The 23,112-nt window shown below is 71.4% G+C and carries 19 protein-coding genes and 1 pseudogene; 13 read left to right on the top strand and 7 right to left on the bottom strand.

Annotated elements, in window-relative coordinates; genetic code table 11:
- Window positions 1–42 precede the first annotated feature (42 nt).
- Window positions 43–687, bottom strand: coding sequence for a TetR/AcrR family transcriptional regulator (locus IE269_RS34750; protein ID WP_189827256.1), 645 nt, complete (start codon window positions 685–687; stop codon window positions 43–45).
- A gap of 208 nt (window positions 688–895) precedes the next feature.
- Between IE269_RS34750 and hmgA the strand changes: the two genes are divergently transcribed.
- From hmgA to IE269_RS34735, 3 genes are read left to right on the top strand one after another with little or no spacing between them, the layout of a single operon-like run.
- The gene (gene hmgA / locus IE269_RS34745) at window positions 896–2,242 is read left to right on the top strand and encodes a homogentisate 1,2-dioxygenase (RefSeq protein ID WP_189827255.1); all 1,347 of its coding nucleotides are present in this window, start codon (window positions 896–898) and stop codon (window positions 2,240–2,242) included.
- A 29-nt stretch (window positions 2,243–2,271) separates the two neighbouring features.
- Window positions 2,272–3,027: a GntR family transcriptional regulator gene (locus IE269_RS34740; RefSeq protein ID WP_189827254.1), complete on the top strand. Its 756-nt coding sequence runs from the start codon at window positions 2,272–2,274 to the stop codon at window positions 3,025–3,027.
- Between the two features lie 24 nt (window positions 3,028–3,051).
- Window positions 3,052–4,269 carry a type ISP restriction/modification enzyme gene (locus IE269_RS34735; protein ID WP_189827334.1) on the top strand — a complete coding sequence of 406 codons (1,218 nt, stop codon included), beginning with the start codon at window positions 3,052–3,054 and terminating at the stop codon, window positions 4,267–4,269.
- 126 nt (window positions 4,270–4,395) lie between these two features.
- Here IE269_RS34735 and IE269_RS34730 read toward each other — a convergent pair whose 3' ends face one another.
- Window positions 4,396–4,671, bottom strand: coding sequence for a hypothetical protein (locus tag IE269_RS34730; RefSeq protein ID WP_189827253.1), 276 nt, complete (start codon window positions 4,669–4,671; stop codon window positions 4,396–4,398).
- A 207-nt stretch (window positions 4,672–4,878) separates the two neighbouring features.
- Between IE269_RS34730 and IE269_RS34725 the strand changes: the two genes are divergently transcribed.
- Window positions 4,879–6,624, top strand: coding sequence for a serine/threonine-protein kinase (locus IE269_RS34725; RefSeq protein WP_189827252.1), 1,746 nt, complete (start codon window positions 4,879–4,881; stop codon window positions 6,622–6,624).
- On the opposite strand, the gene IE269_RS34720 is transcribed toward IE269_RS34725, so the two are convergent.
- Entirely contained in the window at window positions 6,621–7,424 is an 804-nt protein-coding gene (locus tag IE269_RS34720; RefSeq protein WP_189827251.1) for an SGNH/GDSL hydrolase family protein, read from the bottom strand. The two genes, IE269_RS34725 and IE269_RS34720, sit on opposite strands and share 4 nt — an antisense overlap.
- Window positions 7,425–7,640: 216 nt before the next feature.
- On the opposite strand from IE269_RS34720, the gene IE269_RS34715 reads away from it, so the two are divergent.
- The 6 genes from IE269_RS34715 to IE269_RS34690 all read left to right on the top strand — a co-directional run bounded on the left by IE269_RS34715 (window position 7,641) and on the right by IE269_RS34690 (window position 16,296).
- Entirely contained in the window at window positions 7,641–8,060 is a 420-nt protein-coding gene (locus IE269_RS34715; protein WP_229898152.1) for a hypothetical protein, read from the top strand.
- A gap of 1 nt (window position 8,061) precedes the next feature.
- A complete protein-coding gene (locus IE269_RS34710) occupies window positions 8,062–9,195 on the top strand; it encodes a GNAT family N-acetyltransferase (RefSeq protein ID WP_229898153.1) in 1,134 nt (377 codons plus the stop codon).
- 412 nt (window positions 9,196–9,607) lie between these two features.
- Complete coding sequence (locus tag IE269_RS34705) at window positions 9,608–10,480, top strand: glycosyltransferase family 2 protein (RefSeq protein ID WP_229898154.1); 873 nt, start codon at window positions 9,608–9,610, stop codon at window positions 10,478–10,480.
- Window positions 10,477–11,562 (top strand): glycosyltransferase family 2 protein, encoded by a 1,086-nt coding sequence (locus IE269_RS34700; protein ID WP_438817613.1) that lies wholly within the window; start codon window positions 10,477–10,479, stop codon window positions 11,560–11,562. The genes IE269_RS34705 and IE269_RS34700 overlap by 4 nt, the downstream gene beginning before the upstream one ends.
- The gene (locus tag IE269_RS34695; protein ID WP_189827250.1) at window positions 11,559–12,428 is read left to right on the top strand and encodes a polysaccharide deacetylase family protein; all 870 of its coding nucleotides are present in this window, start codon (window positions 11,559–11,561) and stop codon (window positions 12,426–12,428) included. Before IE269_RS34700 ends, IE269_RS34695 begins: the two co-directional genes overlap by 4 nt.
- Window positions 12,421–16,296, top strand: a complete 3,876-nt coding sequence (locus IE269_RS34690) for a lipopolysaccharide biosynthesis protein (RefSeq protein ID WP_189827249.1) — start codon at window positions 12,421–12,423, stop codon at window positions 16,294–16,296. Before IE269_RS34695 ends, IE269_RS34690 begins: the two co-directional genes overlap by 8 nt.
- Before the next feature lie 6 nt (window positions 16,297–16,302).
- Here IE269_RS34690 and IE269_RS34685 read toward each other — a convergent pair whose 3' ends face one another.
- On the bottom strand, window positions 16,303–17,730 hold the full coding sequence (locus IE269_RS34685) for a glycoside hydrolase family protein (protein ID WP_189827248.1): 1,428 nt from the start codon (window positions 17,728–17,730) through the stop codon (window positions 16,303–16,305).
- Window positions 17,731–17,863: 133 nt separating this feature from the next.
- Between IE269_RS34685 and IE269_RS34680 the strand changes: the two genes are divergently transcribed.
- Complete coding sequence (locus tag IE269_RS34680; RefSeq protein WP_189827247.1) at window positions 17,864–19,003, top strand: DUF5925 domain-containing protein; 1,140 nt, start codon at window positions 17,864–17,866, stop codon at window positions 19,001–19,003.
- Window positions 19,004–19,058: 55 nt separating this feature from the next.
- Here the strand turns inward: IE269_RS34680 and IE269_RS34675 are convergent, their stop codons facing one another.
- Entirely contained in the window at window positions 19,059–19,433 is a 375-nt protein-coding gene (locus IE269_RS34675; protein ID WP_189827246.1) for a GntR family transcriptional regulator, read from the bottom strand.
- A gap of 45 nt (window positions 19,434–19,478) precedes the next feature.
- Between IE269_RS34675 and IE269_RS34670 the strand changes: the two genes are divergently transcribed.
- Together IE269_RS34670 and IE269_RS34665 are read left to right on the top strand one after the other, a co-directional pair.
- The gene (locus tag IE269_RS34670) at window positions 19,479–20,414 is read left to right on the top strand and encodes a GNAT family N-acetyltransferase (protein WP_189827245.1); all 936 of its coding nucleotides are present in this window, start codon (window positions 19,479–19,481) and stop codon (window positions 20,412–20,414) included.
- The gene (locus IE269_RS34665) at window positions 20,395–20,904 is read left to right on the top strand and encodes a ribonuclease FAU-1 family protein (RefSeq protein WP_189827244.1); all 510 of its coding nucleotides are present in this window, start codon (window positions 20,395–20,397) and stop codon (window positions 20,902–20,904) included. Before IE269_RS34670 ends, IE269_RS34665 begins: the two co-directional genes overlap by 20 nt.
- Window positions 20,905–20,934: 30 nt before the next feature.
- Here IE269_RS34665 and IE269_RS34660 read toward each other — a convergent pair.
- A pseudogene (locus tag IE269_RS34660) lies at window positions 20,935–21,828 on the bottom strand (NUDIX domain-containing protein); the annotation flags it as partial.
- A gap of 26 nt (window positions 21,829–21,854) precedes the next feature.
- Entirely contained in the window at window positions 21,855–23,051 is a 1,197-nt protein-coding gene (locus IE269_RS34655; RefSeq protein WP_189827242.1) for an MFS transporter, read from the bottom strand.
- Between the last annotated feature and the right edge of the window lie 61 nt (window positions 23,052–23,112).

The raw sequence follows: 23,112 nt of genomic DNA, 5'->3' as shown, positions 1-23,112 counted from the left end.
GGCCAACGGGAACGGCCGACGGGAACAGCCTCCGGGGCCCGCTCAGTCCAGCACCCGCGCCAAATACGCCCGCAGCAGCTCCCGCGCCTCCCGCACCACACCCGGGTCCCCCAACGGGTCGGTGCGGAAAGCGAGTTGGAGGACCGCGTCCGCCGCCTCGACCGCGACCAGGAAGGTGCGTTGCAAGTCCGCGTCGGGGGTGCGGCCGATCTGGGCGGCAAGGACGTGGGCGAGCCGGTCGGCGACCCGGTGGTTGGTCTCCTCGGCGGGCCTGCCCACCGGGATCTGCATCCCGAAGTCGACGAGGGTGAAGCCGGGCACGGTGCGGCGCATCGCGAGGTACTCGTCCAGGACCACGTCGATCGCGCCCCGCCAGTCCCCGTCCGGCAGCCGGGCCGCCCCCGCCGCGACGCGCTCCGTGTAGCTGTCGAGGTTGCGCAGGGCGAGCGCGTCGGCCATGGCGCGCTTGTTGCCGAAGAAGCGGTAGACGGAGCCGATGGGCACTCCGGCCCGGGCGGCGACGGCGCGGGTGCTCAGCTCCTCGTACCCGACCTCGTCGAGGAGGGCCGCGCAGGCGTCGAGTATCCGGGTCAGCCGCTCGGCGCTGCGCTGCTGGACGGGGGCACGACGCAGCGCGGCGGCGGCCGGGGGGACGTCGGGCTCGTATCCGTGGTTCACGGCTCCCATCATGCCGTCCGTGCCCGCACGGGTCCGGGACCGGAGCCGACAGGCCCTCGGCCGCCAGGCACCATCGCCACCCCCGCCCCACCCCTTTCAGCCCATCCTTTTGCCCACCGTTGACGTTCCCGGCGCGCAATCCTACTGTCAGGCATAGGATTGCTTTACGGGTCCCACCTTCCCCTGAACGAGCCTTACCTCTTCCCAGGAGCGGACGATGAGCGGCAACGGCACGGACCGACACGTCGAGGCGGCGCGCAAGGCCGCGGAGGGCCTCGCGTACTCCTCGGGCTTCGGCAACGAACACAGCTCGGAAGCCGTTCCCGGCGCGCTCCCCGATGGCCGGAACTCGCCCCAGCGCGCCCCGCTCGGCCTCTACGCCGAGCAGCTCAGCGGCAGCGCCTTCACCGAGCCCCGCGCCCACAACCGCCGCTCCTGGCTGTACCGCATCCGCCCCTCCGCCGCGCACCCCGCCTTCGTACGCGTGGACAACGGCAGCCTGCGCTCCGCCCCCTTCACCGAGACCGTCCCCGACCCCAACCGCCTGCGCTGGAACCCGCTGCCCGAGCCCGCCCCCGGCACCGACTTCCTGGCCGGTCTCTGGACGCTGGGCGGCAACGGCGACGCCACGCAGCGCGCCGGCATGGCCATCCACCTCTACCACGCCAACTCGCCCATGCTCTCCCGGGTGTTCAGCGACTCCGACGGCGAGCTGCTGATCGTCCCCGAGCACGGCGGGCTCCTCCTGCGCACCGAGTTCGGCCTGCTGCGCGCCGAGCCCGGCGAGGTCGCGCTGATCCCGCGCGGCGTCCGCTTCCGGGTGGAGCTGCTGGACGCCACCGCCCGCGGTTACGTCTGCGAGAACTACGGCGCTCCCTTCCAGCTCCCCGACCTCGGCCCGATCGGCGCCAACGGCCTCGCCAACGCCCGCGACTTCCGGGCGCCCGTGGCCGCGTACGAGGAGTCCGAGGGCCCGGTCGAGGTGGTCAACAAGTTCTGCGGCAACCTCTGGTCCGCGACCTACGACCACTCCCCGCTCGACGTCGTCGCCTGGCACGGCAACCACGTCCCGTACGTCTACGACCTGCACCGTTTCAACGTCATCGGGACGATCTCCTACGACCACCCGGACCCGTCGATCTTCACGGTGCTCACCTCGCCGTCCGACACCCCCGGCCTCGCGGGCGTGGACTTCGTCGTGTTCGCACCGCGCTGGCTGGTCGGCGAGGACACCTTCCGCCCGCCGTACTTCCACCGCAACGTCATGAGCGAGTACATGGGCCTCATCGAGGGCGCCTACGACGCCAAGGCTGCTGGAAAGGGGGGGTTCGTGCCCGGCGGCGGCTCGCTGCACAACATGATGTCGGCGCACGGCCCCGACCGGGAGACCTTCGACAAGGCCAGCGCCGCCGAGCTGAAGCCGCAGAAGATCGACGACGGCCTGGCGTTCATGTTCGAGACCCGCTGGCCGGTCACCGCCACCGGGCAGGCCGCGAACGCCGATCACCTTCAGTCGTCGTACGACGACGTGTGGCAGGGTCTTCAGCGACACTTCCGCCCGTAGCCCGTACCCGCAGGACCGACGGAGACCTCGTGACCGCCTTCGCCCCCGACTCCCTCGTCCTGAACCGGAAGCTCCCGCTCTGGTACCAGGTCTCCCAGTCGTTGCGCGCCTCGATACTGGGCCGCACGCCCGACGCCTCGCTGCGGCTGCCCACCGAGGAGCAGCTCGCCGCGCACTACGGGGTGAGCGTGCTGACCATGCGTCAGGCGCTCAAGGAGCTGGAGTCGGAGGGCCTGATCAGCAGGCACCGCAGGCGGGGCACGTTCATCGAGCCGGGCGCCCGGCGGGGCGCCCCGCGCCGCCTGCTGGGCTCGATCGACGCGGTCGTGGCCCAGCAGTCGGGCGAGCCTACGACGCTGCTCGGCCACGGTCCGGTGCCGGTGCCCGGCGATCTCGCCGAGCACTTCCCGGACGTGGCCGAGGTCCTGACGTACCGCAGACTGCGCCACGACGCGGACAGCGGCGAGCCCACCAACTGGGCGGAGAACGCGGTGCGTCCGGAGTTCGCCGACCGGCTGAAGGCCGACGACCTGGAGCGCTGGCCGATGACCAAAGTGTTGCGGGACGTCGTGGGCGTACGCATCAGCCGCATCACCGACACCATCGAGGCCCGCCTCGCCGACCCGGAGACGGCGGAGCTGCTGGAGGTGCCTTTGTGCTCGCCGATCCTGCACTACACGGGCGTCACGTACGACGTGGACGGGCGGGTCGTGGACGTGGCGCGGATCCGCTACCGGGGCGACCGGTTCTCCTTCTCGGTGACGGTGGAGTCGCCGAGCGCGTAGGGGACCCTCCGGTCTGTGCCTACGATGCGGGGCGTGAGCGATGTTGCCGGTTCTCCGCCGAACCCCCTGCTGCTCGACGACCTCATGCCGTGGTCCGTGCCCCCGCTGCGGCTCGGCCGCGGCTGGGTGCGCGGGCCCGACGCCGCGTCCCTGCGGGCCCGTTGGGACACGGTGATACGGGCCGAGACGCCCCAGACGCGGGACGTGCTCTTCGCGCCCACCCGGCTGCGCACCCCGCAGACCTCGGTGGCCGCCCTGCCCGGCCAGCGCACCGCCACCACGCGCTTCGCCACCGAGGCGGGCCGCTGCCCGGAGCCGGTACGCGTCCTGCACGGCCCCTTCGACGAGCAGTGGCTGATCCCCGACCACCGCCTCATCGACGCCGCCCGCCCTGAGCTGTGGCGGGTCCTGGACTCCACCCATCAGCTCTTCACCGTCGAACAGGGTTACGTTCCCGGAGCGGCCGGTCCCGCCGTGCTGGCCGGCGCGCTCCTCCCCGACGGGTACTCCCCCGCCGGCCGCCCCGGCCGCATCCGCCCCCTGTACCGCAGGCCGGGCGGCCTGGAACCGAACCTGACGCCGGGCCTCACCGACTTCCTCTCGAAGCGGTACGGGTGCGAGGTCGCCCCCGAGGACGTCCCGGCCTGGGCGCTGGCCTGCGCCCGGCCCTCGCCCCGGGGCGCGGTCGTGCCGCTCCCCCGGGATCCGGAGGCATGGCAGCACGGCCTGGAGCGGGGCCACCGGCTGCGCGCCCTGCTGCTGCGCGGTGCGCGGGGCGGCGAGCGCCCGCGCCTCCCCGGCGGACGCAGGCCCTATGTGCGGGCGGCCGTCCCGGCGCGGCCCGACTCGATCGCGTACGACCACGAGGAATCGGCCCTGGTCGTCGGCGGTACGGGGCGGATCTCACCGGTGCCGGAGACCGCCTGGAGCTTCGAGGTGGGCGGGGTGCGGGTGCTGGAGCGGTGGTTCGAGGTGCGCACCGCCGAGGCGGCACCGGGCACGCTGGAGGCCGTACGGCCCCGGGCGTGGCCGCAGGAGTGGTCGTCCGAGCTGCTGGAGCTGGTGACGGTGCTGGGGCTGTACGCGGAACTGGCGGGCGGGGAGCAGGAGTTCAGCGGGGAGATCTCCCGCGAGGAGCTGACCGCGGCGGGCGTGCTGCCCGTACCGGCGGCCGCGCGGCGGCCCGCGTCGGTGCTGGACCACCACGAGGAGGGGCCGGGCGGACAGTTCGCACTGCTCTGATCAGCCTCTGGGCGAGAGCAGCACAAAGCCGCCCCACTGCCCCGGGAATGACGGGGTCGGGCACGTGGGGCGGCTCTCGTGTGGCGCGGGACGAACCCGCATGTGGTGCCGGTGTCGGCCGCCGCGTCAGCCGCGGTTGCCGAACAGGGACCGGCGGAGCCGCTTGAGCGGCGCGAACAGCGAGACGCGCGAGATCCGCGTGCCCCTGCTGGTGTTGCGTGTGCGCGGCACCTCGCGCGAGGTCAGCTCCCGCATCAGCATCGTCGCCTCGGCCGTCTCGCGCTGCGGGACGGCAGGGCCGCCGAGCACCGCGAGGTGGCGGTCGAGCCGCGTGCTGGTCGCACTGCTCCCGCATGTGATGGCAGGCACCCGGGGCCTGCTGCGCACCGTTATCTGTTCCATGTCACTCCCCACCCGTACGAGGGCACCCGTCACCGGGCAGGTTAACCCTATCTCCCCGTCATGACACACGTGTATCCCGCCCACAGGATTCATCACAGGGGGAACGATGTTGACGGACCGTAATTGTTCAAGGGGGCTGCACCAGGGCGGAGTTGAGCTAGCTTGGAATGGTTTCGACCATGATGCCGCTCTGCTGCGGATCGGGGGATGCGTCCTGTGACAGAAGTGCCGGGCGAGAACAGGGTGGTGACGGGCCGATACCGCCTTCTGGCCCCCTTGGGGCAGGGCGGGATGGGCGTCGTCTGGCGGGCCCGTGACGAGGTGCTGGGGCGCGAGGTCGCCGTGAAGGAGGTGCGGGCCCCGGCCGGGCTCGGCGGCACCGACCAGACCCGGCTCTACCAGAGGCTGGAGCGCGAGGCGTGGGCCGCGGCCCGGATCTCGCACCGCAACGTCGTGACGGTGTACGACGTGGCCACCGAGGACGGCAGACCCTGGATCGTGATGGAGCTGGTCCGGGGCCTGAGCCTGTCCGACGTGCTGGACGCGGAGGGCACGCTGACCCCGCAGCGGGCCGCGCACATCGGCGCGGAGGTGCTCGCCGCGCTCCGGGCGGCGCACGAGGCGGGGGTGCTGCACCGGGACGTCAAGCCCGGCAACGTACTCGTGGGCAACGACGGCAGGATCGTGCTGACCGACTTCGGCATCGCGATGGTCGAGGGGACCTCCGCGCTGACGATGACGGGCGAGCTGATCGGCTCCCCGGAGTTCCTGGCGCCGGAGCGGGCGCTGGGACGCACTCCGGGTCCTGAGTCGGACCTGTGGTCGCTCGGGGTGCTGCTGTACGCGGCGGTGGAGGGGAACTCGCCGTTCCGGCTGGACACGCCGCTCTCCACGCTGCGGGCGGTGGTGGACGAGGAGCTGCCGCCGCCGACCCGGGCCGGGGCGCTGCGGCCGGTGATCGAGGGGCTGCTGCGCAAGGATCCGGCGGAGCGGATGACGGGCGCGGAGGCCGACCGGATGCTGCGCATCGTGGCGGCGGGCGGCACGGCGACCGTCGCCGGCGGGGTGCACAGCAGCCCGACCGTCACCGGGTCCACGCCCTACCGGCCGGAGCCGACGCCGCCGCCGAGGCCGGTGCCCGCACCGGTGCCGATGCCGGGGCCGCCGAGCGGTACGTACGGGCCGGCGACCGGGCAGACGGCGACGACCACCCAGGACCAGCCCCGGCGCGGGGTCGCGGTCCTCGCGCTCGGCATCGCCGTGCTGCTCCTGGCGGTCGGGGGCCTGGTGTACGCGCTGACCAGGAAGGACGACCCCAACACCACCGCCGGGAACACGAACGGGCAGACCTCGTCCAGCGGCACGGACGCGAGCACCGGCTCCTCGGGCACCACCGGCGACCCCACCAAGGGGAACAACAGCACCGGCAGCACCACCGACGGCAGCACCACGAGCACTCCCGGGAACACCACCAGCAAGGGGACCGACGGGGGCAAGCCCTCGCCGCAGCCGCAGCAGAACGTGAAGGTGTCCGTGCACGTGGTGCGTGACACCTACACGGGGAAGTGCCCGCCGCCCGCGAGCGCGCTGCCGTCGTTCTCCGCGACGATCACCGTGACGCGCGCTCCGGTCACGGTGGAGTACCAGTGGGTGACCGGGAGCGGGGAGACCAGTGGGGGCGAGTGGCTGAAGGCGGACTTCGCCGCCGGTTCGCTGTCGCAGCAGGTGCACCACACGGAGGGGACGTACAAGAAGGACGAGACCTGGAAGGACACGATCAAGGTGACGGTACGGAGCCCGAAGTCGGCCGAATCGGCCTCCGTGCCGTTCACCGTGACCTGCGAGAAGGAGACCCCCGCGACCACCGACGGGCAGAACGGCAATGGCGGGACCACCACGCCGCCGCCGGCGACGACCGACGGCGGCACGACGTACGGAACGCCCTCGGGCTAGTCGTTCGCGTTCATGACGGGGAGATAGCCGCCCGACTGGCCGGCCGCGGTGGGGTGGTAGGACTCGCCGATGTTGCCCCAGTTGAGGCTGTGCAGCCACGGGGTGGAGGTGCAGATCTCGTGGCCGGAGAAGGCGGCGGCGACGGAGGCGAAGGTGAAGCCGTGGTCGGCGGCGCGCTTGGCGGTGGCGGTGTTGAGGTAGTCGGCCGCGCTGTTGATGGCGGTGCGGGACTTCTCACTGAGGCCGACCGAACAGGTTCCGTTGATCTTGTAGAAGCGGGGGTAGCCGAGGACGACGACACGGGCGGCGGGCGCCTTGGCCTTGATGCCGTTGTAGACGGAGTCGAGCTGTCCGGGGAGCGTGGAGTCGACGTAGGCGCGGGCCTGGTTGACGCGTCTGATGCAGGCCGACTCGCCCTGGAGGACGCAGGTGGTCATGACGTCGGCGAACCCGGCGTCGTTGCCGCCGACAGTGATGCTGACGAGGTCGGTGGCCGAACTCAGCGAGCTCAGCTGGCCGGAGGTGACGTCGCCGGTGCGGGCGCCGCTGCACGCGGCGAACTTGAAGGTGGCGGGGGCGTTGCCCGCCGCCCAGAGGGCGGGGTAGGCCTTGGAGCTGCGCTTGCAGCTGGAGCCGTCGTAGCTGCCGGCGCCGACTCCCGAGGAGTAGGAGTCGCCGAGCGCCACGTAGTCGACGCCCTGCGTCTTCTGGGCCGCTCCCGCCGCACCCGCCCCGGTGAGGGCGAGGGCTCCGGCGAGGGCGAGCGAGGTCGAGTATGCCGCGAAACGGGTCAGTTTCATGGAACCTCCCTGAGAGGCCGCCCCACAGTGAGCAGCCGCCACACATGTCGTACCAGCCGGTGTGACTCGCCGGTAGTGTTCATGCCAAGAACATTGGGCACGGATCTTCTTCACATCGCCCACGCATCCTTGACGACCCAAAGCGGCCTGCGCGACATTGAAGCCCGGCATCCGGCGCGTCGGGGGGCAAAGTCGCCAATGCAGGCCATCCAGAACATGAGTGACGAGACGTCAGAGGACGGCAGAGCAAGCAGCACCCGTCTTCCGGCGGCGGTGCGCGACGCCCTGCCGCTGGCGGCGGGAGCGGGCCTCGCCGTGGCCGCCGCGGGCGCGGTGCTGGCCTTCGTCGACCTGCCGTCCCCCTTGCGCATGCCGTGCACCGTGGTGTTCATGGTGCTGGCGCCCGGCCTCGCCGTGGCGGGATGGCTGCGCGGGCTGGAACCGCTGGGGCGTCTGGTGGCGTCCACCACAGCGGCACTCGCGCTCAACCTGCTCGTCGCACAGGCGATGCTGGCCATGCGTCTGTGGTCGATCAGGGGCGGGATCGCGGCCGTGGCCGGGATCAGCGTCCTGCTGTTCCTGCTCACACTTCTGCGTCGCCGAGGCGGCCGCACGACCAGAAGGCAGGCACCCTGACGTGGACAACCCTCACACACATCTCTTTGGGCTCGACCTCACCGTCCACCGCCCCGGCGAACTGACCTCGGCGGACCGGGCTGCCTGGACGGCGATGCAGGCGAAGGCGCATCTGCACGGCTCGCCCGAGCTGGCGAACCCTTTCCTCTCCCCCGAGTTCGCCCTGGCGCTGGGCAGATGCCGGCGCGGGGTGCGGATCGGGGTGGTGCGGGAGGAGGGCGAGCCGGCCGCGTTCTTCGCGTACCAGAGATCCGCGACCGGTGTGGGCCGGGCGCTGGGCCTGGGCGTCTCCGACTGCCAGGGCATCGTGCACAGACCCGGATTCACCTGGGACGCACGGGAGTTGCTGCGGGCGTGCGGGCTCGCGGTGTACGAGTTCGACCACCTTGCCCAGGGGCAGGCGGGGTTCGAGGGCGGGGCGACGGGCAGGTTCGCCTCGCCGGTGATCGACACGCTGGACGGGTACGACGCCTACCTGGCCCACTTGCGGGCGAACGCGCCGAAGTTCCTGAAGACCACGCTCGCCAAGGAGCGCCGACTCGGACGGCAGATCGGCGAGGTGCGGTACGTGCACGACGAGCGGGACCCCGAGATGCTGGCGACGCTGATGCGGTGGAAGTCCGCCCAGTACCGCAGGACGGGCCGCTCCGACCGCTTCGCGCAGGACTGGATCATCCGCCTGGTCGAGCAGCTCTTCCACACCCGCGGCGACTCCTTCACGGGGCTGCTGTCGGTGCTGTACGCGGACGGCCGGCCCGTCGCCGCGCATTTCGGCCCGCGTTCGGAACGGATCATCGCGAATTGGTTCCCGGCCTACGACCCGGAGTTCGCAAAATATTCACCGGGCCTGCTGATGCAGCTCAAGATCGCGGAATCGGCGGCCTCGGAGGGCATCGCCTACATCGATCTGGGGCGGGGCCAGAAAGAGTACAAGGATTCCCTCAAGACCAGGGAGATCATGGTCGCCGAGGGGTGGGTGATGCGCCGTCACCCGGTCGCATTCGGCCACCGCGCACACCGCGCACCTGTGCGGGCCTTGCGGAATACGGTGGTGGAACGGCCTGAACTGTTCGCACCGGCGGACAGGCTGCTGAAACGGATCGGCGAAATCCGATCGGGACGGTTCCGGATGTGACCGTCGAAGAACGGCCAAAGTCACAAAAAAGTGAGGCTACGTTCCAGGTCTTGCCATAAGGTCCCAACCATCAATACCGTCGTACATCACCCGCAACCGTCCATCGAGCACAGCGGCTCTAGGGGAGGGCTCAAGCGTCGCGAGCACGGACGGTGGCGGGCAGCGCGGTAGGGGGGTGCCGTGCTCGGTGAAGCACGTGTGGTTCCGTTGAGCACGTGGAATGCCGTGGCACGTTCCGCGCAGAGCATCAGCCAGCTCACCCGGTCGTTACGGAAAGCACGAAGCACAGGCACGCAGCACACGCATCGATCCGCATTCCGTATTGGCCCGGGGTGAAACCCCCCTTTCGAACCGGAAACTCATCCGGACCGCCCGGGGGCGGGCGGTCCACCGGTGGAGAGGGAAAAGACTCATGAGCTCATTTCTCCGACCCGCGGTACCGGGACAAGATCCGCTCGGCGAACCGTCCACAAACGGAAACAGCCGTAACAGCGCGATCAAGAAAAGCCTGAAGTACCGTCCCATCTCTTCGCATCTCGCCATCACGCCGCCCGTCAGCGTGGTCATCCCCGCCATGAACGAGGCGGAGAATCTCCCGTACGTCTTCAAGACGCTGCCGGAATGGATTCACGAAGTCGTTCTCGTCGACGGGAATTCCACCGACAACACCGTCGCCGTCGCCCGCGAACTCCGCCCGGACGTGGTCGTCGTCAAGCAGACCGGAAAGGGCAAGGGCGACGCGCTCATCTCGGGATTCGCCGCGGCGACGGGCGACATCATCGTGATGGTCGATGCGGACGGCTCGGCCGACGGCCACGAAATCGTCTCCTACGTCTCCGCACTCGTCTCCGGCGCCGACTTCGCGAAGGGCTCGCGCTTCGCCAACGGCGGCGGCACCGACGACATGACGCCCATCCGCAAGCTCGGCAACTGGGTGCTGTGCACGGTCGTCAACAAGAAGTTCGGCGCCCGCTACACCGACCTCTGCTACGGCTACAACGCCTTCTGGCGGCACTGCCTCGACAAGATCGACCTCGACTGCACCGGCTTCGAGGTGGAGACCCTGATGAACATCCGGGTCGTCAAGGCCGGCCTGCGCGTGCAGGAGATTCCCAGCCACGAGTTCGAGCGCATCCACGGCATGAGCAACCTCAGCGCGGTCCGCGACGGACTGCGCGTCCTCAAGGTGATCCTCAAGGAGCGCGGCAAGCGGCACGAGCGCCGCCGCTCCCCGCTGCCCGTGGTGGCGCCGCGCCGGATCATCGGCCGGGGAGAGGTGTCTTGAGCGCACAGCCCTTGAGCGCACAGCCCCGGGGCGCGCAGGTCTCCCACGGCTTCTCCGTGGTGATCTGCGTGTACACCGAGGACCGCTGGGAGGACATCCTCGCAGCGGTCTCCTCGGTGCACGCGCAGTCCCTTCCGGCGCTGGAGACCCTGCTGGTCGTGGACCACAACCCCACCCTCCTGGAACGTCTGGCGAAGGAGTACAAGGAGAGCGCGCAGCCGGTGCGGGTGCTCGCCAACGCGGGCCCCCGCGGGCTGTCGGCGGGCCGCAACACGGGGATCGCCGCCTCCCGCGGCGGCCTGCTCGCCTTCCTCGACGACGACGCGGTCGCCGAGCGCGACTGGCTGCACCACTTCGCCGCCGGGTACGCCGACCCCCGCGTCATGGCCGTCGGCGGCCGCACCATGCCCGCATGGGCGTCGGGCGGCCGCCCGGCCTGGTTCCCGGAGGAGTTCGACTGGGTCGTCGGCTGTACGTACAAGGGCCTGCCCGAGGGGAAGGTGCGGGTCCGCAACGTGCTCGGGGGCAACGCCTCCTTCCGCCGGGAGGCCTTCGACGCGGCGGGCGGCTTCGCCACCGGCATCGGCCGCGACGGCGACAAACGGCCGCTGGGCTGCGAGGAGACGGAGCTGTGCATCCGCCTCGCGAAGGCCCTGCCGGAGGCGGTGCTGCTCATCGACGACCGGGCGGTGATCCACCACAAGGTCCCCGGGGTACGGGAAAGGTTCGGCTATTTCCGCACCCGTACGTACGCCGAGGGCTTGTCGAAAGCGCTCGTGGCGCGAAGTGTGGGTGCGGGCAAGGGACTTGAGTCCGAACGCCGGTACACCACCCGGGTGCTCCCCCGCGGCGTCCTGCGCGGCCTGCGCGACGCGGCGCTGGGGCGCCGGGGCGGTGCGGGCCGGGCGGGGGCCATCGTGACCGGAGTGGCGGCGGCGGCCGGGGGGTACGTACTCGGCAGCGTCCGGGCCCGCAAGGGAGGCGGGGGCTTCACGGTCGCACCGATCGCGGCCCCCGAACGGGCACGGGAGAACGGCGCGGGCGGGGAGAGCGAGGGACGCGAGGGGGCGACGCGGGAATGAGCGGAAGCAGAACCACGGCGGGCGCGGCACGGGCACAGCGGGTGCCGATCCTGATGTACCACGCGGTCGGGCACCGGCCCGCGGAGGCCGCGTACGGTCTCTCGGTCTCGCCCGAGTCCTTCGCCGAGCAGTTGGGCGTGCTCGACGCGAACGGCTTCACCCCGGTCACCACACGGGAGTTGGGGGACTCCTGGCGGTCGGGGCGCGTCGTGCTGCCGCCGAAGCCGGTGCTGATCACCTTCGACGACGGGTACGAGGGCGTGCATCGGCACGCCCTGCCGGTCCTGGCCAAGCACGGTTTCCGCAGCAGCCTGTTCGTCACCACGGGCTGGCTGAAGGGGCGTTACGACGAGGGCGGCGCCCTGGACACCATGCTCGACTGGGACCAGGTGCGGGCCCTGCGCGACGCGGGGGCGGAGATCGGCGGGCACAGCCACACCCATCCCCAGCTCGACCAACTCCCCGACGAGAGGCTGCGGTTCGAGCTGCTGCGCTGCCGGGAACTGGTCGCCGACGAGCTGGGCGGGACGCCGGTGTCGCTGGCCTACCCGTACGGCTACTCCAGCCGCCGGGTGCGCACCGCCGTCCGCGACGCCGGGTTCGCGCAGGCCCTCGCGGTCAACAACGACCTGGCGATGCGGGCGCAGGGCCCGTTGGCACTGCGCCGGATCACGGTGCAGCGCAGCACGCCGCTGGACCGGTTCGAGCGGATGGTCGAGGACGCGGGGACCTTCCGCGACTTCGCCCGGGAGCGGGCGCTGACCCGGGGGTACGCGGTGGTACGCAGGTCCCGGTCGGCGGTCCGGATCGTACGAGAAGCAGGCGTACGAACGGACGTGCGGCGGTCGGAGTCCCGCCGTGTCTGACACGACCACCGCCCAGACCGAGGACGGCACCGGGGAGAACGAGACGGTGAGCGCACCGCCGGCGGCGGGGCGTCGTCTCAGACTTCCCCTCCGGGAGAGCCAGGAGAAGGGACCCAGGAACGGCAGCCCGCTCTTTCGGAACGCCTATGCGCTGATGCTCAACACGGGCGTCAGCGCGCTCCTCGGCCTGAGCTTCTGGCTGGCCGCCGCGCGGTACTACTCCCCCGAGGCGGTCGGCCAGGGGTCGGCGGCCATCGCCGCGATGAAGCTGCTCGCCGGGCTGACCGCTCTCACCCTCACCGGGGCGATGGCGCGGTTCATCCCGGTGTCCGGCAGACGCACCGGGCGCCTCGTCCTCCGTACGTACGCGGGAAGTTCGCTGGTCGTCGCGGTGGCGGCCGGTATCTTCCTGCTCACGCTGGACTTCTGGGGGCCTTCGTACCGGTTCCTGCACGGGCCGCTGAACGGGCTCGGCTTCGTGCTGGCGGTCGTGCTGTGGTCGCTGCTGACGCTCCAGGACGGGGTGCTGACCGGGCTGCGCAGCGCGCTGTGGGTGCCGGTCGGCAACACCGTGTTCTCGGCGGTGAAGCTGCTGCTGCTCGTGGTCATCGCGACGTCGGTGCCGACGGCGGGCGTCTTCGTGTCGTGGGTCGCGGCGATCTCGGTGTCGGTGATTCCGCTGGGGATCCTGGTCTTCCGCAAGCTGGTGCCCCGCCATGTGGCCGCCACCGAGGGGCTCGCGGAACCGCCGACGATGCGGCAGATGGGCCGCTTCCTGGCCGGTGACTACACGGGCTCGCTCTTCTCGCTGGCCGTGGTCTACCTGGTGCCGGTGATCGTCGCCTCGCAGGTCAGCTCGGCGGACAACGCGTACTTCTACATCACGACCACCATCGGCGGCACCGTCAACCTGCTCGCCATCAACATGGGCGCGTCGCTGACGGTCGAGGGCGCGCACGATCCGGCCTCGCTGGCCCGCAACTGCCGGGCGTCGCTGGTCAAGATGGCGAAGCTGATGGTGCCGGTGGCGGCCGTGCTGTTCTTCGGCGCGCCGTACATCCTGCACGTCTTCGGCGCCGGGTACGCGGAGGCGGCGACTCCGCTGCTGCGGTGGTTCGCGGTGGGGGCGCTGTTGCGGGTCGTCATAGAGGTGTACTTCGCGGTGCTGCGCGCGCAGAGCCGCACCAGTGGACTCGCCTATCTCCAGGGCGCGTTGTGCGTTCTTGTCCTCGGCCTGACGCTGGTCCTGCTCCCCCGGACGGGACTGACAGGTGCGGGCGTCGCCGAGGTGTCGAGCCTCGCGGTGATCGCGGCGATCGCCGCCTTCAAGCTGTACGGGGTCGTACGCCGGCCCGGGGAGCCGACGGCGGCGGACGCACCCGCCGAGGCCCCTGCGGAGGAGCCCCGCCGGAACCTGCGCACCGCACTCGGCGACGCGACGACACTGCCGCTGGGCATCAGCGCGGACTTCGACCACCTGGAGCGCAGGCCGGACGTACGGATAGGGCCCGAGACTCCGGCGGGCGGCCTGTTCATCCCCGGCGGGGTGAAGAAGGACGAACACCGGCCGACGTGGGCGGTGAAGGTGCCCGCGCGGGCGGTGGAGGAGCCGGTCGCCGCCGAAAAGCCTGCCGAGGAATCCGCCGAGGAGGAAGTACCGGACACACCGGAGGAACCGGCCGAGGCCGAGGCAAAGGCCAAGTCCGGGGCCGAGGAATCCGCCCCCGCCCCGCCGGAGTCGGGTTCGCCCGCGTCCACCGCCTCCACCCCCGTCGCCCGTCCCTCCGTGGACGCGAGCGAGGAGCCCGCGTTCCCGGTGGCCCGGCGCGGCCTGCCGTCCCTGCGGGGGCGCGTTCCCGAACTCGTGCTCGGCGGGCTGCTGCTGGCGGCGCTGCTGCTCTACTGGCTGCCTCTCGGCGGCATCGACCGCGCGGACCTGGGCAAGGTCGGCGGGCTCGGGCTGATCTCCGTGCTGCCGCTCGCCACGCTGGTCGGGGCGGCGCTGCTCGCGGTGTCGTTCGCGTCGCTGCTGTGGTTCGAGCGGCCGAAGACCGTGCTGCTGGCGGCGGGCCTGCTGGCGACCGTGGTGTCGCTGCACGCCCTGCCCGCCGTGCTGGAGGCCGCTCCGCGCTTCCCGACGGCCTGGCAGCACCTCGGGTTCATGGACTACATCGACCGCACCGGCACCGCCGTCCCGGACCTGGACGCCCGCTGGAGCTGGCCGGGCTTCTTCGCGGCGGCGACCTTCGTGGCCCAGGCCTGCGGGATCTCCGACATGTCCGAGGTCATCCGCTGGTGGCCGCTGACCATGCAACTCCTATACCTGGCACCGCTGTTCCTGCTCCTGAAGTCGATGCGGGCGAGCTGGAAGGCGAAGTGGGCGGGCGCCTGGTTCTTCGTGCTGAGCGGCTGGGTCGGCCAGGACTACTTCTCCCCGCAGGGCTACACGTACCTCCTCTATCTGGCCTTCGTGGCGATCCTGCTGGTCTGGTTCCGCGAGCCGCGCGTCATCTGGACCAGGCGGCGGCCCGGCGAGGCGGAGGTGACGCGGGCCGGGCGGCGCGAGAAGGCGACGCTGCTGGTCGTACTGATCGCGGTGTTCGCAGGAACCGTCCCCTCCCACCAGCTCACCCCGTTCGTGATGCTGGGTGTGCTGACGGTGCTGGTGATGGTCCGCCGCTCCACGCTGCGCGGGCTGCCGATCCTGTTCACGGTGCTGGTGGCGGTGTGGATCGGCTTCTTCGCCGAGCCGTACTGGTCGGGGCACTTCGCCGAACTCTTCGGCGGGATCGGCGGGTTGGGCGACAACGTCTCCTCGTCGGTCGCGGGCCGCATCGAGGGCGGCAGCTCCACGCACAAGCTGGTGCTGTACGTACGGGTCGCGCTCGCCGGCGGAGTGATGGCGCTGGCCTGCTGGGGCGTCAGCAGACGGCGCTTCGCGGGGTACGCCGAACGGTCGCTGGTGGTCCTCGCCTTCGTGCCCTTCGTCATGCTGGCCATGCAGTCGTACGGCGGGGAAATGGCCCTGCGCGTCTTCATGTTCGCGCTGCCCGGCGCGGCCCTGCTCGCCGGGCTCGGCTTCTTCCCCCGCACCGGGGCCACCACGCGGGAACGGGACGCCGACCGCACCAGCCTGGCCCCGCTCGCCGCGCTGATGGCGGGCCTGGTCATGATCGGCGGATTCCTGGTGGCCCGCTGGGGCAACGAGGCGTTCGAGCAGGTCCGGGCGGGCGAGGTCGCGGCCATGGAGTACGTGTACGCGCACGACGAGCCGACCGCACGCCTGCTGTGGATGAGCAACGACGTCGAGGAGAACGTCACCCCGGCGATCCCGTGGGGCGCCAAGGACATGGAGAAGGTGCAGTACGAGCCCACGGAGGCGCCCCGCGACCCGGTGCTGGTGGCGTCGCTGGTCAAGGCGCTGAAGGACGCGGGCCCGAACTCGTACCTCATGATCAACCGCAGTCAGACGATCTACCTCCAGATGGACTCGGGGTACGCCCCGAGCTGGGAGCGGCGGCTGCTCGCGAACCTGGACGCCCGCCCGGAGCTGAAGCGGGTGCTGTCGAACCCGGACGCCACGCTGTACGAGCTGAAGGAGCGCCCGGAGGGGCCGGTCGCCAAGGCCGATCCCGGACCGGTCGGACCGAAGGTGACGTGGACGCCGTGGTCGGTGGTGGGCGCGCTGGCGGCGCTGGCGCTGATCCTGCTGCTGGCGGCGCGGGAGGTGGTGCGGGTGGGCCGGCGGGAGAGCGTGAAGAAGCTCCAGTGGATGCAGTCGACGTACTGGTTCGCGCTGCCGCTGATGGCGGTGCTGCTGGCGTCGCTGGTGACGAGGCTGCTGACGCTGTCGGGGGTGTGGGACTAGTCGCCCTCAGCGGGTCAGCCAGCGGATCTCGTACGGGTTCATGTCGAAGGACTTGCCGTCGACCTCCGCCTTGATGGGGCGGTGGACGGTGTTCACGACGAGGACGGTCGTGTCGCTCGCGAGAACGCGGACGTTGGGCACGTCGTCCGGGGCGATCTTGACGGTGTCGTCGTGGCGGGTGCCCGGCGGGAACTCCTTCGCGAACCGCGAGATCAGCTTCAGCATGCCCAACTCACGCCCGCCGTCGGCCCGTTCAGTGGAGGTCCACAGGCACCCCGCGCACTTCTCGCCCTTCTTCTGCGGGTTCCAGTAGAAGGCGGTGGTGGTGCCGCCCTTGGCGAGGGCGACCATTCCGGCGGCCTGGACGGCGGCCCGGCGGGGCTCGCTCCAGCCGTCGCGCTCGTCCTCGGCGTCACCCGGCTCGACGTAGTACTCGGCCCACCACAGCGGCAGCTTCCCGCCGGTCTGCCGGCGCACCCAGCGGCTGACGGCGGTGAACTTGTCGGTGGCGGCGACCTCCGACGGCAGCAGTTCGTCGTCCTTGGAGTAGCTGGAGCCGTCCACGACGACGAAGTCCGCGCCCGTCTTGTGCTGGTTCCAGTAGGTGAAGGCGTCCAGCGAGCGCTGGTCGATGCTGCCCCAGGGGCCCTTCGCGGCGGAGGCGTTCTCGGTGGCGCGGGGCTCCAGGCTGTCCATGACCAGGTAGGGGCCGCCGACGAGGATGTCCTTGTTGACACTTTTCAGCTCGGCGTAGACGAGGTTGTAGAGCTTCGTGTAGCCCTCGTAGTCCCAGCGCTTGGCGTTGTCGTCGAAGAAGCCCTTGAACTCGTTCCACACGATGAAGTGCTTCACGTCCGGATAACGGCGGGCCACCACCCCGGCCAGCTTGGCGAAGTCGGCGTAGTGCTCGGGGCGGGGCGCGGTCTCCAGGGACGTCTGCGTCCAGTCGGTGTTGGCGGCCCCCTGGCGGCCGCCCTTCATCCAGTCGGGGGCGCAGCACAGGGTGACGACGGGGGTGCCGCCGGTCCTGCGGACGAGGTCGATCCGGCTGTCCATCTCGCCGAACTGGTAGCGGCCGGGGGTGGGTTCGGGGTTGTTGGAGCCCCAGCCCATGAGGTGCTGGATCTGGGGGAGCCGGTACGTGGCGAGGAGCTTCTCGGCGCGCTCGCGGGCGCCGGCGTCGCCCGTGTCGGCGCTGTACTGGGTGTGGGTGAAGCCCCAGCCCAGTTCCGGCTTCGGGGTGCCGGGCAGGGGCGCCGGGGTGCCGTGCACCTTCGCGCCGTCGCTGGTCGTGCCACCCGTGTCGCCCCGGCCGGAGTCGTCCGGCCAGACCGTGCACATGGTCAGGACGAGTGCGAGCGCGGCCATGCCGACGCCGATCAGTGCGGTGAGCCGCCACCGCCGTGCCCCCGAGTTCCACCCATGACGTCCCATCACCCTCCAGGGTAAGGGCGGGAGTTGACATTGCGGGGGCGTATGCGTGCACGTAATGGATCGCGCGGGCGGCGGGGCGCGAAGTGCGAATAAGTCCGTGCGCGGGGCGGGTGGGTGCCGGATCATGTGCCGCATGTCTGCGAACCGCTTGAATCGTGAGGGGTCCGGGAGCGCCGCGGTGACGAGTCCGGAGTCCGCGCTGCCCATCCGGTTGAACGTCGACGACTCGGACTCGCCGTCGGACGTGGTGGACGCGCTGTTCCTGGGCCGGTTCGCCACGGGCGAGCAGCCGTACTCGCACAGCCGCTCCATCGATCGCGTACGGTCCGGGGCCGCGCTCCTCCCGGCCGACGCGACCGTCCTGCGCGCGGCCCGCGACGACGACCGCAGCGCGACCCTCGCGGAGGGCGAGGGGTGGACGCTGCTGGTGTCCCGGTGGAACCGGGGCGCCGACGTCACCGTGACGGCCACCTCGCCCGAGCTCGCCGCCAAGATCCTCGACGAGACGGCCGACGGTGCCCAGGACGAACCGGAACCGCAGCCCGAGGCCGTGACCATGGGCTTCTGGTACGTGTCCCCCAGGCGCGGCCCGCACCGCACGACCCGGCAGATCTCGGCCGGGACGTGGGAGGAGGTGCGGCCCAACTACACGGCGCCGGTGGCCGACGCGATGGACCGGCTGATGAAGGTCACCCCGGACGACATCGCGGGCCGGCTGCTGCTCCTGCACGGGCCGCCGGGCACGGGCAAGACGTCGGCGCTGCGGACGCTGGCCCGGTCGTGGCGGGACTGGTGCCAGGTGGACTGCGTACTGGACCCGGAGCGGCTGTTCAACGACGTCGGCTACCTGATGGACATCGCCATCGGCGAGGACGACGGGGTGACGGGCAAGTCCCGCTGGCGGCTGCTGCTCCTGGAGGACTGCGACGAGCTGATCCGGGGCGAGGCCAAGCACACGGCGGGGCAGGCGCTGTCGCGGCTGCTGAACCTGACGGACGGCCTGCTGGGTCAGGGGCGGAACGTCCTGGTGGGCGTCACCACCAACGAGGACCTGGAGCGCCTCCACCCGGCGGTGGTCCGCCCCGGCCGCTGCCTGGCCCGCATCGAGGTGGGCCCGCTGACCCGGGGGGAGTCGGTGTCCTGGCTGGGCACGGAGGAAGGGGTGGGCCGGGAGGGCGCGACGCTGGCGGAGCTGTACGCCTTGCGTCGGGGGGTGTCTCCCACAGGGGTCGGGGGTCCGCACCCGTCGCCGGAGGCGGGCCTGTACCTCTGAGGCCTCCACGGCGCCTGGGCCCTGGACCGGTTGCTTCGCCGGGGCCCTGGACCGGTTACTTCCCGTACGCCGCCCGCAGGGCCTGTTCCACCGCGCTCAGGGCGGACTCGTGGGTCAGGCCCAGGCGGCGGGCCCGCTCGGCGAACTCCCCTGCGGCCAGAGCCGCTTCGCGGGCCGCCGCGTCGCCGGCCGCCGCCACGAAGGTCCCGTTGCGGCCGCGCGTCTCGATCACCCCGTCCGCCTCCAGCGCCCGGTACGCCTTCGCCACGGTGTTGGCGGCGAGGCCCAGGTCGGCGGCCAGGCCCCGTACCGTCGGCAGCTTGTAACCGACCGGGAGAGTCCCGGCGCGGGCCTGCTGCGAGATCTGGGCACGCACCTGCTCGTACGGAGCGACGGCGTCTTCGAAGTCCACGACAATCTTCAGGGTCACAAAACAGATTGTGACCCATGGGTCCCGCGCATAGCCTCGGCGCCGATGACCATGATCTTGCGCGACTACCGCCCCCGCACCGACGACGCCGAATCCGTCCTGCGCATCCGGCGGCTGCTGCTGCCCTTCAACCTGTCCACCGCCGAGGCCGTCGAGACCGGGGTGACCGCCGCCCATCCGGACTCCCGCTTCCGCCTCGTCCTCGGCGAGGACGACGCGAGCGGGCGGGTCGTCGGCGTGCTGCGGGCCGGGGTCGACCACCAGTCCAAGGAGCCCGGCCAGGGCTACGCCGGTGTGCTGGTGCACCCCGACCACCGGGGGCAGGGCGTCGGTTCCGCCCTGCTGCGGGCGGCCGAGGAGCACACGGCGGGGGTCGGGGCGCGCGTCCTGCGGATCTGGGCGCTGGACGAACCGGGCCGGGCCTTCACCCAGAAGCGGGGCTACCAGCCCACCGGGCACGCGCTCCACTACCTGGGCCTCGACCTGACGTCCGCCGTGCTGCCCGAACCGCCGCCGCTTCCCTCCGGGTTCTCCCTGCGCGACACGACGTCCCTCGGCGACGACCCGCGCGCCCTGTTCGACGCGGACGCCGAGGTCGTGCTGGACGAGCCCGACTCCGTGGGCTGGGTCCTGGACGACTACGAGGACTGGCTGGCCCACGACTGGAACGACCCGCTCCACGACCGGGCCCTCTCCAGCATCGTCGTCGCCCCCGACGGCCGGATCGCCGCGTTCACCACGGCCCATTCCGACGGCGAGAACCGCTACCGGTCCGGGATAACCGGCGTCCGCCGGGACTTCCGGGGGCTGGGCCTGGCGAAGGCCGTGAAGTCCCACTCCCTGCACAAGGCCCGGGCGACGGGCCACCGGCTGGCCGTCACCAGCAACAACGACGAGAACGCGCCCATGCGGGCCGTCAACACCTGGTTCGGATACGCACACGGCACCACGGAGGTCGAATATGTCCGCCCCCTCGGCTGACCCCACGAACACCACGCACATCGCCCTCACCAAGGCGGGGAAGCTGAAGATCCGCTACCCGGCGGAGCTGCTCTCCGACGACGGCACCCACCTGGTGGTCCGGGCGGCCTGGGCGCGGGACACGGTCAAGGACTTCGGGTTCGTGCGCTTCGAGCCGGGCGACGTCTTCGTGGAGCACTACTGGCGGGACCGCTGGTACGCGGTGAAGGAGGTCCGGTCCCCGGACAACACCCTGAAGGGCTGGTACTGCGACGTGGCCCGCCCCGCCGTCGTGCACGCCGACGGGACGGTGGAGGTCGAGGACCTGGACCTCGACCTGTGGCGCTCGGCGGACGGCACGGACGTACTGCGCCTGGACGAGGACGAGTTCGCCGAGAGCGGGCTCGCCGCCCGCGACCCGCAGGCGGCGGCCGAGGCCTCCCGCACGCTCGACACCCTCGAGCGGGCCGCCCGCACACCGGAGTTCACCGACCTGCTGGCCGTCCACTAGCCCGTACGCCACAGGACGCGGCGCCCCCCTTCAGCCTCCCTCCACCACCACCTCCACCTCGTATCCGTCCCCGTCCTCCAGGTACGCCGCCCGGTGGCCCTCGCCGCCCGCGAAGGGGTGCCGGTCGGGGAAGAGGAGGGTCCAGCCGTGTTCCGGGGCGGCGGACACGAGGGTGTCCAGCGCCGCCGGGTCGCGGGCGCGCAGGGCGAGGTGGTTGAGGCCGGGGGCGCTGCGTTCGTGCCGGTCGCCGAGGAGGGCGGGCGACTGCTCCAGTACGACGTACGCTCCCCCGAGCCGCCAGCTCCGGCCCTTCTCCCAGCGCTGGTACGGCACGTACCCCAGCGCGCCGAGCAGCCAGCCCCAACTGCGCTCCGCCGCCGCCAGGTCGGGCACCCACAGTTCGACGTGGTGCACGGACCCGGAGGTGCCGGACTCGCGGAGCGGCACCTTGCGGTCGCGCACGGGGTCGTCGTACGCGATCGGGTCGTCGTCCTCGTGCCAGTGCAGGACGAAGCGCTCGCCCCGGCGGTAGGCGTCGAGCCCGGCGCGGCAGTAGGCCACCATGCCGTCCGGCAGTGCGGCGAGGGGGTGCCAGGAGAGGCCGGAGCACTTGTCGGGCTCGCGGTTGGAGGGCGGGTCGGCCGGGTCGTACGACGCCTCGAAGAACCAGCCGGTGCGCGGCCGCCCACCGGGCCCCCGGTGCTGCATGACCAGGGCGACGGACAGGTCGTCGGCGGCGAGGGTGACGCCGACCTCCTCCGCCGCCTCGCGGATCATCGCCGCACGCACGTCCTCACCGTCCTCCACATGCCCGGACGGGGCGTGCAACAGGCCGTCCGCGTAACCCGTGTTGGCGCGGCGGGAGAGGAGCACCTCCGCGCCCCGGCGCAGGATCAGGTGGACGTCGACCACCTCGGTGTGCCGGGGCGCGGAATGCGGCGTTTCAGGCTTCATGCACCGATGGTGGCATCCGCCACTGACAACCGGTCGTCCCCGGGCACGGATGCCGTCCGCCGCCGCTTCTTCACTTCCGGTACGAGGGTGAGCAGCCCGACCACTGCCAGCACCGCGCCCAGCCACAGCGGCGACCGCAGCCCCCACAGGTCGATCGCCAGCCCGCCGCCCGAGGAGCCGATGACGACGCCGAGGGTGATGAAGGAGGCGTGGACGGTGTTGACGAAGGGGCGGGCGTTGGCGACCCGCTGCACCCGGGTGATCATCGCGGGGTTCATGGTCACGCCGACGAGCCCGATGCCGAGCATGAACACGACGGCGGCAAGCGGGAGTTGGGCGAGGAGCGCGAAACCGGTCAGGAAGACCAGATTCAGCGCGAGGCCGACGGCGAGGACGGGGATCGTGTACCGGTCGGCGAGCCGGCCGACGACCATGTTGCCGACGACGGTGGCCGCTCCGTACGCGACGAGGAGCAGCGGGACCGTGCCGGTGGCGAAGCCGGTGACCTGGGTCAGGATCGGGTTGAAGTAGCTGAAGGCGGAGAAGGTCGCACCGATGATGAGGGTGCTGGTGGAGACCGCGAGCCAGAAGCGGCGGTTGCGGAAGACGGCGAGTTCCTGGCGGAGGTCGCCGCCGCTCTCGGCCCGGCCGAGCGTGGGGACGCCGACGGCGGTGGCCGCGGCGGCGAGGACGGTCAGCCCGGTGATGACCCAGAACGCGGCCCGCCAGCCCAGGTGTTCCCCGATCAGCGTGGCCATGGGCAGCCCGAGGAGGGTGCCGAGCATGAGCCCGTTGAGGGCTACGGAGGCGGCCCGGCCGCGCAGTTCGGGACGTACCAGCTCGGCGCACAGGGACAGCGCGACGCCGAAGAAGGCGGCGGAGGCGGTGCCGGTGACCAGGCGGGCGATCAGCATGACGGTGTAGTTCACGGCTGTCGCAGCCGCGACGTTCCCGATCAGGAAGAGCCCGAAGAGCAGCATCAGCGCCTTCTTCTGCGGGAGTTTGACGACGGTCATGGTCAGGACGGGTCCGCCGACGGCCATCGCCACCGCGAACGCGGTGATCAGATAGCCGATCTGCGGAATGGTGACGTCCAGGCCCGCAGCCATCTGCGGCATCAGTCCGGCGACGACGAACTCACTGGTCACCATGGCGAAGACGCCCACGGCGAGGACGTATATGGCGAGTGGCACGGCAGGTTGCCCCTTCACATCAAGGTTTTGGACAGTTCAGTACAGAATGGAGGCAAGAGAA

Origin of the sequence: Streptomyces spiroverticillatus (genome assembly GCA_014650415.1) — a bacterium.
Taxonomy (GTDB): Bacteria; Actinomycetota; Actinomycetes; order Streptomycetales; family Streptomycetaceae; genus Streptomyces; species Streptomyces spiroverticillatus.
Note: the sequence above shows the minus strand (reverse complement) of the source record. Positions and strands in the feature narration are given on the sequence as shown.